Genomic DNA, 15,666 nt, shown 5'->3' with positions numbered 1-15,666 from the left:
CCCCGCAATACCCCCGTCAGGCCCGCTCGGCCAGCGCGCGCAGAAAAAACGTCAGGTTCGCGGGCCGCTCGGCCAGCCGGCGCACGAAATAGCCGTACCACTGCGTCCCGAACGGCACGTACACCCGCACGTGCGCGCCGTTGTTCACCAGCCGCAGCTGCTCGGACCCCCGGATGCCGTAGAGCATCTGGTACTCGAAATCGTCGGCTCCGCGCCCATACTGCGCGGCCAGCCCCGGCACCGCGGCGATGATCGCCGGATCGTGCGAGGCGACCATCGGGTAGCCGGACCCGGCCATCAGCACCCGCAGGCAGTCCAGGTAGTTGGCGCTCACCTGCTCGGCGGCCCGGTAGGCGACCGACTCCGGCTCGTCATAGGCGCCCTTGCACAGCCGGATCCGCGTCCCGGCGAGCTGCCGGCAGTCGGCGTGCGTGCGCTTGAGGTAGGCCTGCAGCACGGTGCCGACCCAGTCCCACTCGGCCCGCAGCTCCGCGACGATGCCCAGGGTGGAGTCGGTGGTGGTGTGGTCCTCGGCGTCGACGGTCACCCAGACGCCGGCCTCGGCGGCCCGCGCGCAGATCACCCGGGCGTTGTCCAGGGCGATCTTCTCGCCGTCGCGCGGCAGCGCCTGCCCCAGCGCGGACAGTTTCAGCGACACCTCCAGCGGCCGCGGCCCAGCCGGACCCCGCGCCGCCAGCGCGTCCAGCAGCTGCAGGTAGGCCTGCACGGTCGCCGTCGCCGCGGCCGGGTCGACGGTGTCCTCGCCGAGGAAGTCCACCGTCGCGTAGCAGCCCGACTCCCGGAGCGCCGCAACGGCATTGACGGCATCGGCCACCGTCTCGCCGGGAACGAACCGGTGCACCACCTTGCGCGTGACGGGCAGCCGCTCGGACACCCGCCGCAGCCGGGCCGAGCGGGCGGCGGCCAGGATCGCCGGGCGGGCCGCCGCGCCGAACAGTCCCATCAGGCACCCATGTGCGGGTAACGATGGTTGCGCGGCGGCACCAGGGTCTCCTTGATCGAGCGCGCGGAGGTCCAGCGCAGCAGGTTCAGTGACGAGCCGGCCTTGTCGTTGGTGCCCGAGGCCCGCGAACCACCGAACGGCTGCTGCCCGACCACCGCGCCGCTGGGCTTGTCGTTGATGTAGAAGTTCCCGGCGGCGAATCGCAGTGCGCGGGAAGCGGTTTCCACCGCGTAGCGGTCCTCGGCGATGATCGAGCCGGTCAGCGCGTAGGCCGATCCGGTGTCGACCACGCCGAGGATGTCCTCGAACTGCTCGTCGGGGAAGACGTGCACCGCCAGGATCGGCCCGAAGTATTCGGTGGCGAACTCCTGGCCGGTGGGATCCTCGGACACCAGCACGGTGGGCCGGACGAAGTAGCCGACGCTGTCGTCGTAGCCGCCGCCGGCGCCGATGGTGACCCCCGGCGCCGACTTGGCCCGCTCGATCGCGGCGACCTGCTTGGCGAATGATCGCTCGTCGATCACCGCGCCGCCGAAGTTGGACAGGTCGGTGACATCGCCGTAGCTCAAATCGTCGACGGCGCAAAGCAAATCGTCGCCCATCAGGTTCCACACCGAGCGCGGGATGAACGCCCGGGAGGCCGCCGAGCACTTCTGACCCTGGTAGTCGAAGGCACCGCGGATCAGCGCGGTGCGCAGCACCTCCGGCGCGGCGCTGGGGTGCGCGACGACGAAGTCCTTGCCGCCGGTCTCGCCGACCAGCCGCGGGTACCCCTGGTAGCGATCGATGTTGGCGCCGACCTCGCGCCACAGCCGATGGAAGGTGGCGGTCGAGCCGGTGAAATGGATGCCGGCCAGCCGCGGGTCGGCCAGCACCACCTCGGAGACGGCCAGGCCGTCGCCGGTGACGAGGTTGATCACCCCCGGCGGCAGCCCGGCCTCCTCCAGCAGCTGCATGGTCAGGTAGGCCGCGAAGCCCTGGGTGATCGACGGCTTCCACACCACGGTGTTGCCCATCAGCGCCGGCGCGGTCGGCAGGTTGCCGGCGATGGCGGTGAAGTTGAACGGGGTGATGGCGTAGACGAAGCCGTCCAGCGGTCGGTAGTCGGTGCGGTTCCACACCCCCGGCGAGCTGGCCGGCTGGTCGGCCAGGATGTCGCGGGCGAAGGCGACGTTGAACCGCCAGAAGTCGATGAGCTCACAGGGCGCGTCGATCTCGGCCTGGTAGGCGGTCTTGGACTGCCCCAGCATGGTGGCCGCGGCGATGCGTTCGCGCCACGGCCCGGCCAGCAGATCGGCGGCCCGCAGGAAGACCGCGGCGCGGTCGTCGAAGGGCAGCGCGGCCCAGTCGGCGCGGGCGGCCATCGCGGCCGCCACGGCGGCGCGGGCCTCGTCGTGACCGGCGTTGGTGAGCGTGCCGAGCACCTTGGCGTGCGCGTGCGGTTGCACGACGTCGATCCGGGCGCCATCGCCCATCGTGTGCCTGCCGGCGATGACGTGCGGCAACTCGATCGGGCCGGCGGCCTGCAGGTCGCGCAGCGCGGTCTGCAGCCGGGCACGCTCGGGCGAGCCGGGGGCGTAATCGTGCACGGGCTCGTTGTACGGGCCGGGTACCTGGGTGATGGCGTCCATGTCGATAAGGATCGCCCACCGCGCGTCGGCAACCCTTGGTTAATCAGATAACACTGTCGCGCGCTGCTTGTAAGATTCGACAACATGACGTCGGCCGGTGTCAGCCTCGGACGCCTGCTGTTGGCGCTGGACGCGACGGTGGTCAGCCTGATCGAGGCGCCGCGCGGGCTGGATCTGCCGGTGGCGTCCTCGGCGCTGATCGACGCCGACGACGTGCGGCTGGGCCTGTCGGCCGGCACCGGCTCGGCGGACATCTTCTTTCTGCTCGGCATTCCCGGCGAGGAAGTGCTGCGCTGGATCGATCGCAGCGCCGGCGACGGCGTCCCGACCGCCATCTTCCTCAAGGAGCCGGGCGAGCAGGTGATCGCCCGGGCCGCCGCGGCGGGCATCGCGGTGGTCGCGGTCGATCCCCGGGCCCGCTGGGAGCGGCTGTACCGACTCGTCGACCACGTCTTGTCCCATCACCGCGACCACGACGATCCGCAGTACGACCCCAGCACCGACCTGTTCGGCCTCGCCCAGTCCATCGCCGACCGCGCCCACGGCCTGGTCACCATCGAGGACGAGTCCTCGCACGTGCTGGCGTATTCGGCCTCCAGCGCCGACGCCGACGAGCTGCGCCGGCTGTCCATCCTGGGCCGCGCCGGCCCGGTCGAGCACCTGCAGCGGCTCGGCCAGTGGGGCATCCTCGACGCGTTGCGGACCCGGCCCGACATCGTGCGCGTGCCGGCCCGGCCCGAGCTGGGGCTGCGGCCCCGGGTGGCGATCGGCATCCAGCTGCCGGCCGCCGACCCGCGCCGCGCCCCGGCCTTCGCCGGCACCATCTGGGTGCAGCAGGGCGCGCGGGCACTGGCCGAGGACGTCGAGGACGTGCTGCGCGGGGCGGCGGTGCTGGCCGGGCGCATCATGGCGCGGCTGGCGGCCGCGCCGTCCACCCACGCGCTGCGGGTCCAGCAGCTGCTCGGGTTGCGCGCGGCCGGCCCCGGCGAGCCCGACGATCCGGTGGCGATCGCCCGCGAACTCGGCATCGTCGCCGACGGCCGCGCCGCGGTGATCGGGGTCCAGAGCGCCACCGCGCACGCCCGGCTCGCCGACGTTATGGCGTTGAGCGCCAGCGCCTTTCACCCCGAGGTCCAGGTCGCCTCGAACGGGTCACGGATCTACCTGCTGTTCCCGGCGACCGGGAAACCGGCGGCGGTGACGTCCTGGGTGCGCGGCGCGGTGGAGTCGCTGCGCACCGAGCTGGGCCTGCAGCTGCACGCGGTGGTGACCGCGCCGGTGGCGGGCCTGGGCCAGGCCGCGGCGGCGCGCGCCGAGGTCGACCGGGTGCTCGACAGCGCCGGACGCCATCCCGGGGCGCTGCGCCCGGTCACCTCGCTGGCCGAGGCCCGCACCACGGTGCTGCTCGACGAGATCGTCACCCTGATCGCCGCCGACGACCGGCTGATCGACCCGCGGGTCGACGAGCTGCGGGCCAAGGATCCGATGCTGGCCGACACCCTGCGGGTCTACCTGGACAGCTTCGGCGAGATCGCCGCGGCCGCCGCCCAGCTGCACGTGCATCCCAACACGGTGCGCTACCGGGTGCGGCGCATCGAGCAATTGTTGGGCACCCCGTTGGCCGATCCCGATGTGCGACTGGTGCTTTCGCTGAGCCTGCGGGCCACCCAGCCCGAAGCGGGCCACCCCACCCTGAGCCGACGGGCCCCGGACAGCCGGCCCAAAGCCTAGACCAGCCGGGCGACCGCCGCGTCGATCCGCTGGTCGGTGGCGGTCAGCGCCATCCGCACGTGCCTGGCACCGCGCGGCCCGTAGAACTCCCCCGGCGCGGCGAGGATCCCGCGGGCGGCCAGCCAGTCGACGGTGTCGCGGCACGGCTCGTCGCGGCTGGCCCACAGGTACAGCCCGGCCTCGGAATGGTCCACGGTGAAACCGGCCGCGGTCACCGCGGGCAGCAGCCGGGCCCGGCGCGCGGCGTAGCGCTGCCGCTGCAGCACCTCGTGCTCGTCGTCGTCGAGGGCGGCGACCATGGCGGCCTGCACCGGCGTCGGGACGATCATCCCGGCGTGCTTGCGGACCGCGAGCAGCTCGGCGACCAGCGCGCGGTCACCGGCGACGAACCCGGCCCGGTAGCCGGCCAGCGAGGACGTCTTGGACAGCGAGTGGATCGCCAGCAGCCCGGTGTGGTCGCCGTCGCAGACCGACGGGTGCAACACCGACAGCGGCTCGGCGTCCCAGGCCAGGCCCAGGTAGCACTCGTCGGAGGCGACGATCACCCCGCGCTCCCGGGCCCAGCCGACGACCTTGCGCAGGTGGTCGATGCCGAGCACCCGGCCGGTGGGGTTGGCCGGGGAGTTCAGGTAGAGCAGTGCGGGGCGTTGTGGCCCGATCTGGGTCAGCGAGTCGGCGGCCAGCACCCGGGTGCCGGCCAGCCGGGCGCCGACGTCGTAGGTCGGGTAGGCCAGTTCGGGCACCACCACCAGGTCCGCGGCGCCGAGCCCGAGCAGCGTCGGCAGCCAGGCGATCAGCTCCTTGGTCCCGATCACCGGCAGCACGGCGTCCTCGGGCAGCCCGGTGATGCCGTAGCGGCGGGCCAGCGAGCCGACGATGGCGGCGCGCAGCGCGGCGGTGCCCGCGGTGGTCGGGTAGCCGGGTTCGAAGCCCGCGCCGGCCAGCGCCTGCTGGATCAGCGGGGCGACGGGGTCCACCGGGGTGCCGACGGACAAGTCGACGATGCCGTCGGGGTGCGCCCAGGCGGTCGCGGTGGCCTCGGCCAGGGTGTCCCACGGGAACACCGGAAGCCGGGCCGACACCCGGTTCGGGTGCGCCCGGCCCGGCATGGCGTCGCTCAGGCTTCGCCCTTGGGCTCGAGGTCCTTGACGCCCTGCGGGTCGTTGTCGGTCTGGCCGACCTTCGACGCGCCACCCGGGGAGCCGAGCTCCTCGAAGAAGTCGGCGTTGAACTGGATGTAGCCGCTCCACTCGTCCGGCACGTCATCCTCGTAGAAGATCGCCTCGACGGGGCAGACCGGCTCGCAGGCACCGCAGTCCACGCACTCATCGGGGTGGATGTAGAGCATCCGGGCACCCTCGTAGATGCAGTCGACCGGGCATTCCTCGATGCACGCCTTGTCCTTGACGTCGACGCACGGTTCGGCGATCACATAAGTCACAGAACTCTCCTCGGAAACATCTGCGTTAGCTACATTGGGCGCGGGCTGCCGGTCACGGTGCCCGCGGACCAGTATTCCTGGCCGACCACGGACGTCCAAACACAGCGTGCCCTAAATTGCACGCCCGGGCCGCGGGCGCGGATCCGATACTAGACGGTGCGTCTCGTTGAAACGACACAGACCCGCCGGTTACGTCGCCCGCTGTTGCATGGGACCGGCGGTATCACCTAGCGTCGGGGCAACGGCCCGCGCGACGGGCCCACCGGCCGATTGCGCCCTCGACCGGCCACCGACACCGCGCGCCGCCGGCTCCTCCCGCGGGCCCGGCCGCGGCCCGATATCTGCCCCGGAGGCCACCCGTGACAAACCCCTATCCGAAGCTGCTGTCGCCGTTGGATCTTGGTTTCACCACGCTGAAAAACCGGGTGGTGATGGGTTCCATGCACACCGGGCTGGAGGACCGCGCCCGCGACACCGGCCGGCTGGCGGCCTACTTCGCCGAGCGGGCCCGCGGCGGGGTCGGGTTGATCATCACCGGCGGGTACGCCCCGAACCGCACCGGTTGGCTGCTGCCGTTCGCCGCGGAGATGCTGTCCTCCGGTGATGCGCGACGGCATCGCCGCATCACCGCGGCCGTGCACGACGAGGGCGGCAAGATTCTGCTGCAGGTGCTGCACGCCGGGCGTTACGCCTATCACCCGCTGTCGGCGAGTGCGTCGGCGCTCAAGGCACCGATCAACCCGTTCCGGCCGCGGGCGCTGTCGAGTCGCGGCGTCGAGGAGACCATCGACGATTTCGTGCGGTGCGCGCTGCTGGCCCAGGAGGCGGGGTACGACGGCGTGGAGATCATGGGCAGCGAGGGGTACCTGCTCAATCAGTTCCTGGCCCCGGCGACCAACCGGCGCACCGATCGCTGGGGCGGTTCGGCGCGCAACCGCCGCCGGCTGCCGGTGGAGATCGTGCGCCGCACCCGCGAGGCGGTCGGAGCGGACTTCATCGTCGACTACCGGATCTCGCTGGCCGACTACGTGGAGAACGGCCAGAGTTGGGACGAAATCCTGCGGCTGGCAACCGAAGTCGAGGAGGCCGGCGCGACGCTGCTGAACTCCGGTTTCGGTTGGCATGAGGCGCGGGTGCCGACGATCGTGACGTCGGTGCCCTCGGGGGCGTTCGTCGACATCTCCAGCGCGGTGGCCGAGCAGGTGCAGATCCCGGTGGTGGCCTCCAACCGGATCAACATGCCCGAGGCGGCCGAGCAGATCCTCGCCGACACGCACGTGCAACTGATCTCGATGGCGCGGCCGATGCTCTCGGACCCGGATTGGGTGAACAAGGCCGCCGCCGATCGGGCCGCCGAGATCAACACCTGCATCGCCTGCAATCAGGCCTGCCTGGATCACGCTTTCGTGCACAAGAAGGTGTCCTGCCTGTTGAATCCGCGGGCCGGGCACGAGACCCGGTTGGTGCTCGCCCCGACCCGCGTCACCCGCACGGTGGCCGTGGTCGGCGCCGGGCCGGCCGGGTTGGCGACCGCGGTCAGCGCAGCCGAGCGCGGGCACCGGGTGACGCTGTTTGATGCCAATGAGCACATCGGCGGGCAGTTCGACATGGCGCGACGGATCCCCGGCAAGGAGGAGTTCAACGAGACGATCCGGTACTTCACCACCATGCTGGCCAAGTACGACGTGGACGTGCGACTGGGCGTTCGGGTGGGGGCCGAGGAGCTGACCGGTTTCGACGAGGTGGTGCTGGCCACCGGGGTGACGCCGCGGATGCCGGCGATTCCCGGGATCGAGCACCCGATGGTGCTCAGCTATCCCGAGGCGATCTACGGGGTGCGCGAGGTGGGCAAGCGGGTGGCGGTGATCGGCGCCGGGGGGATCGGTTTCGATGTCAGTGAGTTGCTGACCACCGACGAGTCGCCGACGTTGAATCTCAAGGAGTGGAAGGCCGAGTGGGGCGCGGCCGACCCGCCCGAGGCTCGCGGCGCGCTGACCGCGCCGCTGCCCGCCCCGCCGGCACGCGAGGTGTTTTTGTTGCAGCGGACCAAGGGACCGCAGGGTCGACGGCTCGGCAAGACGACCGGTTGGGTGCATCGGGCGTCGCTGAAAGCCAAGGGCGTGCAGCAGCTTTCGGAGGTGAACTACGAGCGGATCGACGACGACGGCCTGCACATCAGCTTCGGCGAGAAGCGCCAGCGGCCCCGAGTGCTGGCCGTGGACAACGTGGTGATCTGCGCCGGCCAGGAGTCGGTGCGCGAGCTGGAGGATGCGCTGCGTTCCCGGGGGGTGCGGCCACATGTGATCGGCGGCGCAGCGATCGCCGCCGAGCTGGACGCCAAGCGGGCAATCAAGCAGGGCACCGAGCTGGCGGCCCAGCTCTAGAGCCGCCCGGCCCCTCCCGGCCCCAGCCTGACCCCAGGACGGAGCCCCGCCCGGAGTGCCCGGCTTTCCCCGGGCCCGGCTTCCCCCGCCCGGCTTTCCCCGGGCCAGGCTGTCCCCGCCAGGCTTTCCCCGGCCTCTCCCGTCCAGGCTGTCCCCGGCCTCTCCCGTCCAGGCTTTCCCCGGCCTCTCCCGTCCGGGCTTTCCCCGGCCGCCTCGGCCCGGCCTTCCCCGGCTTTCCGTCTGGGCCCCGCGGATCCCGTCAGTCCCACAGCCCTCGCCGCCCCCACTTTGGAAGGCATGCCGGGAGTGTCCGCCTATGAGCGACGGTTTCTCGGCGTCAGCGACTCGGTGCCATACCGAGCGACAACGCCTCCGGGCCCTGTCGCCCTCCGGCCCCACCGAGCCCCACCGCTCACAGCGCCCGCCGCCCACCGGGTCCTTTCGCCCTCCGGCCCGACCGCCCCGCCGTCCACCAGCCCCCACCGGGCCCTTCCGCCCTCCGGGCCCTTCCGGCCCTCCGGCCCCACCGTCCATCGAGCCCTTCCGGCCCCTCCGGCCCCACCGTCCATCGAGCCCACCGCCCCGCCGCCCCGGCCCGGCTCCATCCCCGGCCCTAGCTGGAGCCGGGTCACGGCCTGTGGATAACCCGTCTCCGCCGAACACGAATCCGCGCCGCCGGTGCCAAGGTCCCGATATGGGAACAACACATGAGCTCACCGGCCTCGATCTGCGGTACGTGCTGACCCGGATCGTGTCGCTGCAGGGCCCGCTGTCGGTCGCCGAACTGAGGATGCGGCTGCGGCACCTCGGGTTTTCCGTTGCCGGCCGCGCCTCCAAGACCATCTCCGATGCTCTGCGCTGGGAGGTCCGCCGCGGCCGTGTCGAGCGGCGCGGCCGCGGGTTCTACGGCCCCGGAGAAATTCCGCGCTCGACCGAGTACCGGATCATCAGGCGCGTTCAGGTGCTGCGATTCCAGGCCCAGATGCAATGCGACGACGCCGACTTCGACACCGCTGTTCGCGACAGATTTCACGGTGAGCCGTTCGTTGACTGGTAGTCCGATCCCCGAGGACGACCGCCGGGCGACATCCACTCCGTCCCCCACGGGCACCACAGGCATGACGCCCTCGGTCGGCACCCCGTCCCCGGCCGGACCCCGTTCCCGGCTCGACCCCGCTCCCGGCAGGACGCCGCTCCCGGCTCGCCCCCCGTCCCCGGCCGGACCCGTTCCCGGCACCACCCCAGGAAAGTCGCTCAGGCTGGCACAAAGTCGCTGACGCCGGGAATCCGTCGCTCATAGGCGGGCACTCCCGACATGCCTTCCAAACCCTGACGCACGTGACGGGTGTGACCACGCACGTGACGGTTCTGACCAAAGGAGAACGAGTGGGGCCAGAGAAGCCAGCACCCCGGCGCCCCTTCCGAACAAGTCCCTACCGAATAATCAGCGCCTCGCGGTCCACGAAATCGTCCAGGTCGTCGGCGTCGTGCCCCACCAGCGCGCGGTGCATCGCCCAGGCGGTACGGCGGCCGATGATCTTGGCCTGCTCGGCAATCGGCCCGGCGAACAGCTCGTCGACGGTTTCCATCCACAGCGACAGCCACCGGATGAAGTGTTGGCTGGTCAGCGGGTGCGCCGTGTGAATCGGCTTGTGCACGGTGAGCGCACTGCCCCGGTACTTGCGGGCCCGGAACAGCATGGTCTCCCAGAAGTCGCACATCACCGGCAGATGCGACTCCAGCCCCTTGGCTCGGATGTCCTCGAACGGATCCTGCAGCAGCGCGTCGACCAGCGCGCGGCCATAGAACGTCGACAGCAGCAGGTAAACGTCGTCGCGGTCGGCCAGATCCGCGCGTGGCCGGTCCGGACTGCTCGCTGGGTCCGGACGGCTCGCTCGGTCCGGCGGGGAGTTTCGCGGGGCGATGAGACCGTGGTCATCCGGTTCCGGGACACCCCCTCTGCGCCCGGCGACCAGTTCGGCCACGCTCTCATCGTCCCGCTCGGTAGTCACGACCATCCAGCTAACAGGGCAAACCCGCCGACCACCAGTGCTGACACCTTGATGATCTCTAAACCGGAGTAGGCAAAGTGCGCCTTTGAGCGTTTTAGTCCGACACCGCCATCCGGGTCGGCCAGCACCGCGTCGGACCGCTTGGCCAGGAACGGCCGCACCCCGGCGATCTGCGTGACCAACATCGCCACCGCAACTCCGAGCGCAGCCACCGCGAACATCGGCGGCCGGCTCATCACCAGCGCAACCAGCAGGATCAGCGTCAGCGCCACTTCCGCGCTGTTGAGCGCCCGAAATACCAACCGGCCGACCCCGAGCCCGATCTGCAATGTCACCTTGGGCGCGCGGAACTTCAGCGGCGCCTCAATGAACGAGATGGCCAGCACCATGCCCAGCCAGGTGAACGTGGTCGCTACCGCGATCGATGACCAGTACATCGGTCACTCCAATCCGCTGAGTGATCGCTCAGTATCGGACACTCGAAAAATACCCACGCCGCTGCCCTATTCAGACTCCCACCAGCGCGTCCAGCTCGGCCGCATCGCGCCCGGTCAGCCGTCGGTGCATGTTCCAGGCGATCCGGCGACCGTTGGCCTTGGTGGCCTCGGCGACCGGCCCGGCGAACATCTCGTCGACGGTGGACTGCCACAGCGTCAGCCAGCGCACGAAATGCGCACCGTTCAGCGGATGCCGGTCATGAACGGCCAGGTGCACCGGCAGCGGGCTGCCCCGATACGACGGCGCGCCGAACAGCAGCGTCTCCCAGAAGTCGCACATCACCGGCAGGTGCGCCTCCAGGCCCATCGCCCGGACCTCCTCGAAGGGGTCCTCCAACAACTCGTCGACCAGCGCCCGGCCGTAGAACCGGGACAGCAGCCGGTACAGGTCATCGCGCGAGGCGATATCAGTCAGCCCACTCATCCGGCCAGCACCGCGATCCCGGCCGTCAGCAACCCGGCGATCTTCACCAACTCCCCCGCCAGATACCAGTAGTGCGCTCTCGACCGGGACGCCGCGACCGCGCCGGTCTGGTCGGCCAGCACCGCGTTCGACCGACGGATCAGCCGCGGCCGAACCGCCAGCAGCTGCGCCGCCAGCGCCAGCACCGCCACCGCGACCCCGACCAGCACCAGGCACCCCGGCGGATCCAGCACCGCGGCAACAACGATCAGCACCGCCAGCACCACCTCGATGCTGTTGAGCGCCCGAAACACCATGCGCCCGATGCCGAGACCGATCTGAAGGGTGACCCCGGGCGCGCGGAACTTCAGCGGCGCCTCCACAAACGAGATCGCCCCGACCATGCCGAGCCAGAAAAAACTCGCCGCGGCGATGATCGCCGACCCAGTACTCATCGTCCCACTCCCGTCAGTTCGGCGACACACAGATCCGGCTGCGCGAACGGGGTCAGCGTCGCCACCGACATCGGCGCCGCCCAGGCCTGCATCGCGCCCTGCATCAGGCCCAGGTGCAGCGGGCAGACCACCTCCGGGTGTGCGCGCGCCACCTCAAGAAAAGGGCAGTGCCGCAACCTGATTCGCGCATCATCAGGTTCGGGGGCGAACCCGAGGTCATCGAGCAGACCGACCAGCTGCGCGACCGGCCGATTGCCGCCGTCCCCGCGCGCGGCGCCCAGCCGCAGGCCGACGACCTCCCCGGCCAGCTGAGCCTGGCGCACCGGGTCGGGGCCGCGGGCCACCGATTCGGTCAGCGCCTCGGCCAGCAGCCGGTAGTGCCGCGGCCCGCCGGGATCCATCCCCGCGGTCGCGACGAACAGCTGCGCCGGGCGCCCCGGGCCGGTCACCGTCGGCGCCGACCGCTGCACCTGGCCACTCTCCAGCAGCGCGTCCAGGTGAAACCGCACCGTGTTCGGGTGCACGTCTAGCTGGTCGGCGATCGCGGTGATGCTGCGCGGGCCGTCGGCGGCGCGCAGCATCGCCAGCACATCACCGCGCCGCCCGGCGGCCCTCATTGCTCCTGCGGCGGCAGTCCGGCCACCAGCGGCCCGTCGGCGTCGACCGCGCCGAGCTTGGCCGCACCGCCGGGCGAACCGAGCGGGGCGTCGCGGCCGGGCAGCGTCTCGGCGAAGAAGGCGGCGTTGTCGTCCTGGTAGCCGACGTACTCCTCGGGCAGGTCGTCCTCGTAGTAGATCGCCTCGACCGGGCAGACCGGTTCGCAGGCGCCGCAGTCCACGCACTCATCGGGGTGGATGTAGAGGGCGCGGGCGCCCTCGTAGATGCAGTCGACCGGACATTCCTCGACGCAGGCCTTGTCCTTGACGTCGGCGCAGGGTTGAGCAATCACGTATGCCATGACCCCAATTTACACAACTATTGGTTGTAAAAACTAGGTGCGACGATGGAGACATGCCCGACACCCCCCGACGCGACCGCGACGACGACGGCCGGCCCCGCAACGCCCGCCCCCGCGACGCGCTCGGGCGACCGCTGCCGCCGGGCAGCCAGGGCGTCCCGCAGCTGCCCGAGGACCTGAACCTTTCCCCCGACGAAACCCTGGCGCTGGCCCAGCAGTTGCTCGACGACGGCCGCGCGTTCTCCGCGCACGAGGTGTTCGAGGCGGCCTGGAAGAGCGGGCCGGACGACGAGCGCAGCCTGTGGCAGGGCCTGGCGCAGCTGGCCGTCGGGATCACCCACATCCAGCGCGGCAATCCCACCGGCGGCCAGTCGCTGCTGCGGCGCAGCGCGAAACGGCTGAGCGAGGCCGAGCCGCGCTACGGCATCGACGTCACCGCTCTGATCGGGTTCGCCGGCGCGCTGGCCGACGATCTCGCCGCCGGCACCGAGATCCCCGCCGCCCGGCTGCGACCGCTGCTACAGCGCTGACGCGGGGCCCCAAGCCCCAACGCCCCTACGCCCCGGTGTGCGCCTCGCAGTTCCCGTAGGTGGTGGTGCGCTGGCGCGCCGGGCGGCCAATGCCCTCGGCGATGTCGACCAGCTCGGCGACGGTCTTGGCCGACCCGTACTCCGAGCCCGCCATCCGCGAGATGGTCTCCTCCATCAGGGTGCCGCCCAGATCATTGGCCCCGCCGCGCAGCATCACCCGGGTGCGCTCGGCGCCGAGCTTGACCCAGCTGGTCTGAATGTTGGGGATTCTGCCGTGCAGCATGATCCGGGCCAGCGCGTGCACCGCCCGGTTGTCGCGATGCGTCGGCCCCGGCCGGGCCGCGCCGGCCAGGTACAGCGGCGCGGACTGGTGCACGAACGGCAGCGGCACGAACTCGGTGAAACCGCCGGTGCGGTCCTGGATCCCGCGCAGCACGTTGAGGTGGCCGACCCAGTGCGCCGGGGTGTCGACGTGCCCGTACATCATCGTCGAACTGGACCGCAGGCCCACCTCGTGGGCGGTGCTGACGATCTCGATCCACTCCGAGGTCGGCAGCTTGCCCTTGGTCAGCACCCAGCGGACCTCGTCGTCGAGGATCTCCGCCGCGGTGCCGGGAATGGAGCCGAGCCCGGCCTCGCGCAGCCCGATCAGCCACTCCCGCAACGAGATTCCGCTGCGGGTCACCCCGTTGGCGATCTCCATCGGCGAGAAGGCGTGCACGTGCATCGAGGGCACCCGGGCCTTCACCGCGCGGACCAGGTCGGCGTACCCGGTGACGGGCAGTTCCGGATCAATGCCGCCCTGCATGCACACCTCGGTGGCCCCGGCGACGTGCGCCTCCCAGGCCCGCTCGCCAACCTCCTCCGCCGACAGCGAGTAGGCGTCGGCGTCGCCCTTGCGCTGGGCGAACGCGCAGAACCGGCAGCCGGTGTAGCAGATGTTGGTGAAGTTGATGTTGCGGTTGACGACGTAGGTGACCTCGTCGCCGACGACGTCGCGGCGCAGCGAATCGGCAAGGGCAGCAACGGCTTCCAGGGCGGGCCCGTCGGCCGTCGCCAACGCCAGATACTCGTCGTCGCTGCAGCCGCCCGGGTCGCGTTCGGCCGAGCGCAGCGCGGCGAGCACGTCGGTGTCGACCCGCTCGGGCGCCCGGGCGGCCAGCTCGTGCACCCGGTCGCGCACCGACTCCCAGTCCCCGAAGGCACTGTCGATGTCGCTGCGGGTCTCGGTCAGCCGGCCGTCGGCGTCGATTGCGGCGTGCAGGTCGGTGCGGCCCAGGGATTGGGTGGCCTCGTCCGGCTCCTGCCACGGGATGCCGACCGGGTTGACCTCGCGGGCCCAGCCGGTGTCCGGGTCGGCCAGCGCGTCGACGTGCGCGCGCACCCGCGGGTCGATCCAGGCCGCCCCGCCGTGCACGTATTTGGGGTGCGCGGTCAGCCGCTGCACCAGGTCGTAGCCGGTCTCGCCGGTCATCTCGGCCAGCGAATCCAGTGCGGGCCAAGGCCTTTCGGGGTTCACGTGGTCCGGGGTCAGCGGGGACACCCCGCCCCAGTCGTCGATGCCCGCACCGATCAGCGCCCGGCATTCGGCCGCGGAGACCAGGTTCGGCGGCGCCTGGACCCGCATCGCCGGGCCGAGCACCAGCCGGGTCACCGCGATGGCGGCCAGGAAGTCCTCGATGCCGGCGTCGGGCACCGCGCGCATCGCGGTGTCGGGCTTGGCCCGGAAGTTCTGCACGATCACTTCCTGGATGTGCCCGAACTCCTTGTGCACCCGCCGGATGGCGTGGATGGTCTCGGCCCGCTCGCGCAGGTTCTCGCCGATCCCGATCAGCAGCCCGGTGGTGAACGGAATCGACAGCCGGCCGGCGTCGACCAGGGTGCGCATCCGCACCGCGGGATCCTTGTCCGGGCTGCCGTGGTGCGCCTCGCCCTTGGTTTCAAACAACCGGGTCGAGGTGGTCTCCAGCATCATCCCCATCGACGGCGCAACGGGTTTGAGCCGGGACAGTTCCGACCAGCTCATCACCCCGGGATTCAGATGCGGCAGCAGGCCGGTCTCCTCCAGCACCCGGATGCTCATGGCGCGCAGGTAGTCCAGGGTGGAGTCGTAGCCGCGTTCGTCGAGCCACTGCCGGGCCTCGGGCCAGCGCGCCTCGGGTCGGTCGCCGAGGGTGAACAGCGCCTCCTTGCAGCCGAGGTCGGCGCCGCGGCGGGCGATGTCGAGGATCTCGTCGGGCTCCAGGTACATGCCCGCCCCGGCGGCGCGCAGTTTGCCCGGCACGGTGACGAAGGTGCAGTAGTGGCAGGTGTCGCGACACAGGTGGGTGACCGGGATGAACACCTTGCGCGAGTAGCTGACCGGCAGCCGGCCGGTCGGGCCGCGGCGGCCGGCGGCCTCCAGCCCGGCGTCGCGGACCCGGGCGGCGCTGGCGCACAGGTCGGCCAGGTCCTCGCCGCGGGCGGCCAGGGCGATGGTGGCCTCGTCGACGTTGAGGGCCACCCCGTCGCGGGCGCGGCGCAGCACCCGGCGCATCGCCGCGGCACTGGGCACCGCGGCACTGGGCGCGGCGGCACCGAGCGGCATCTCCGGGGTCGGCAGGCTCACGGGTGAGCGGTTCTGAGCCACACCCGGCAGCTTAGTCCTGCTCACTAGTTGA

General features: G+C 71.3%; 15 protein-coding genes. 4 read left to right on the top strand and 11 right to left on the bottom strand.

All coding sequences use genetic code 11. The annotated features are described in order from the left end of the window. Positions 1 to 16: 16 nt before the first annotated feature. Positions 17 to 964, bottom strand: a complete 948-nt coding sequence (locus G6N10_RS19285; protein WP_085092537.1) for a proline dehydrogenase family protein — start codon at positions 962 to 964, stop codon at positions 17 to 19. Beyond that, a complete protein-coding gene (gene pruA / locus G6N10_RS19280; RefSeq protein ID WP_085092538.1) occupies positions 964 to 2,595 on the bottom strand; it encodes an L-glutamate gamma-semialdehyde dehydrogenase in 1,632 nt (543 codons plus the stop codon). The genes G6N10_RS19285 and pruA overlap by 1 nt, the downstream gene beginning before the upstream one ends. A gap of 84 nt (positions 2,596 to 2,679) precedes the next feature. Here pruA and G6N10_RS19275 point away from each other — a divergent pair, with 84 nt between their 5' ends. Next, on the top strand, positions 2,680 to 4,326 hold the full coding sequence (locus G6N10_RS19275) for a PucR family transcriptional regulator (RefSeq protein WP_085092539.1): 1,647 nt from the start codon (positions 2,680 to 2,682) through the stop codon (positions 4,324 to 4,326). On the opposite strand, the gene dapC is transcribed toward G6N10_RS19275, so the two are convergent. Beyond that, a complete protein-coding gene (gene dapC, locus G6N10_RS19270; protein ID WP_109750361.1) occupies positions 4,323 to 5,408 on the bottom strand; it encodes a succinyldiaminopimelate transaminase in 1,086 nt (361 codons plus the stop codon). The two genes, G6N10_RS19275 and dapC, sit on opposite strands and share 4 nt — an antisense overlap. 35 nt (positions 5,409 to 5,443) lie before the next feature. Continuing rightward, positions 5,444 to 5,767, bottom strand: a complete 324-nt coding sequence (fdxA, locus tag G6N10_RS19265) for a ferredoxin (protein WP_085092541.1) — start codon at positions 5,765 to 5,767, stop codon at positions 5,444 to 5,446. Positions 5,768 to 6,126: 359 nt separating this feature from the next. Here fdxA (G6N10_RS19265) and G6N10_RS19260 point away from each other — a divergent pair, with 359 nt between their 5' ends. Beyond that, on the top strand, positions 6,127 to 8,151 hold the full coding sequence (locus tag G6N10_RS19260; RefSeq protein WP_085092542.1) for an NADPH-dependent 2,4-dienoyl-CoA reductase: 2,025 nt from the start codon (positions 6,127 to 6,129) through the stop codon (positions 8,149 to 8,151). Between the two features lie 694 nt (positions 8,152 to 8,845). After that, positions 8,846 to 9,208 carry a hypothetical protein gene (locus tag G6N10_RS19255; RefSeq protein ID WP_234810401.1) on the top strand — a complete coding sequence of 121 codons (363 nt, stop codon included), beginning with the start codon at positions 8,846 to 8,848 and terminating at the stop codon, positions 9,206 to 9,208. A 376-nt stretch (positions 9,209 to 9,584) separates the two neighbouring features. Here the strand turns inward: G6N10_RS19255 and G6N10_RS19250 are convergent, their stop codons facing one another. From G6N10_RS19250 to fdxA (G6N10_RS19225), 6 genes are all read right to left on the bottom strand, one after another. Continuing rightward, positions 9,585 to 9,998, bottom strand: coding sequence for a group III truncated hemoglobin (locus G6N10_RS19250; RefSeq protein ID WP_085092507.1), 414 nt, complete (start codon positions 9,996 to 9,998; stop codon positions 9,585 to 9,587). 161 nt (positions 9,999 to 10,159) lie between these two features. Then, complete coding sequence (locus G6N10_RS19245; protein WP_085092487.1) at positions 10,160 to 10,600, bottom strand: hypothetical protein; 441 nt, start codon at positions 10,598 to 10,600, stop codon at positions 10,160 to 10,162. Positions 10,601 to 10,670: 70 nt separating this feature from the next. Continuing rightward, positions 10,671 to 11,084, bottom strand: a complete 414-nt coding sequence (locus G6N10_RS19240; RefSeq protein WP_085092488.1) for a group III truncated hemoglobin — start codon at positions 11,082 to 11,084, stop codon at positions 10,671 to 10,673. Next, positions 11,081 to 11,518 carry a hypothetical protein gene (locus G6N10_RS19235; protein WP_085092489.1) on the bottom strand — a complete coding sequence of 146 codons (438 nt, stop codon included), beginning with the start codon at positions 11,516 to 11,518 and terminating at the stop codon, positions 11,081 to 11,083. Before G6N10_RS19235 ends, G6N10_RS19240 begins: the two co-directional genes overlap by 4 nt. Next, complete coding sequence (locus G6N10_RS19230) at positions 11,515 to 12,135, bottom strand: helix-turn-helix transcriptional regulator (protein ID WP_085092490.1); 621 nt, start codon at positions 12,133 to 12,135, stop codon at positions 11,515 to 11,517. The genes G6N10_RS19235 and G6N10_RS19230 overlap by 4 nt, the downstream gene beginning before the upstream one ends. Continuing rightward, positions 12,132 to 12,476: a ferredoxin gene (gene fdxA / locus G6N10_RS19225; RefSeq protein WP_085092491.1), complete on the bottom strand. Its 345-nt coding sequence runs from the start codon at positions 12,474 to 12,476 to the stop codon at positions 12,132 to 12,134. The genes G6N10_RS19230 and fdxA (G6N10_RS19225) overlap by 4 nt, the downstream gene beginning before the upstream one ends. Before the next feature lie 53 nt (positions 12,477 to 12,529). Between fdxA (G6N10_RS19225) and G6N10_RS19220 the strand changes: the two genes are divergently transcribed. Continuing rightward, positions 12,530 to 13,006: a DUF309 domain-containing protein gene (locus G6N10_RS19220; RefSeq protein ID WP_085092492.1), complete on the top strand. Its 477-nt coding sequence runs from the start codon at positions 12,530 to 12,532 to the stop codon at positions 13,004 to 13,006. A gap of 25 nt (positions 13,007 to 13,031) precedes the next feature. Here the strand turns inward: G6N10_RS19220 and G6N10_RS19215 are convergent, their stop codons facing one another. Then, a complete protein-coding gene (locus tag G6N10_RS19215; RefSeq protein ID WP_085092508.1) occupies positions 13,032 to 15,593 on the bottom strand; it encodes a bifunctional FO biosynthesis protein CofGH in 2,562 nt (853 codons plus the stop codon). Between the last annotated feature and the right edge of the window lie 73 nt (positions 15,594 to 15,666).

The organism is Mycolicibacterium fallax, assembly GCF_010726955.1.
GTDB lineage: Bacteria > Actinomycetota > Actinomycetes > Mycobacteriales > Mycobacteriaceae > Mycobacterium > Mycobacterium fallax.
Note: the sequence above shows the minus strand (reverse complement) of the source record. Positions and strands in the feature narration are given on the sequence as shown.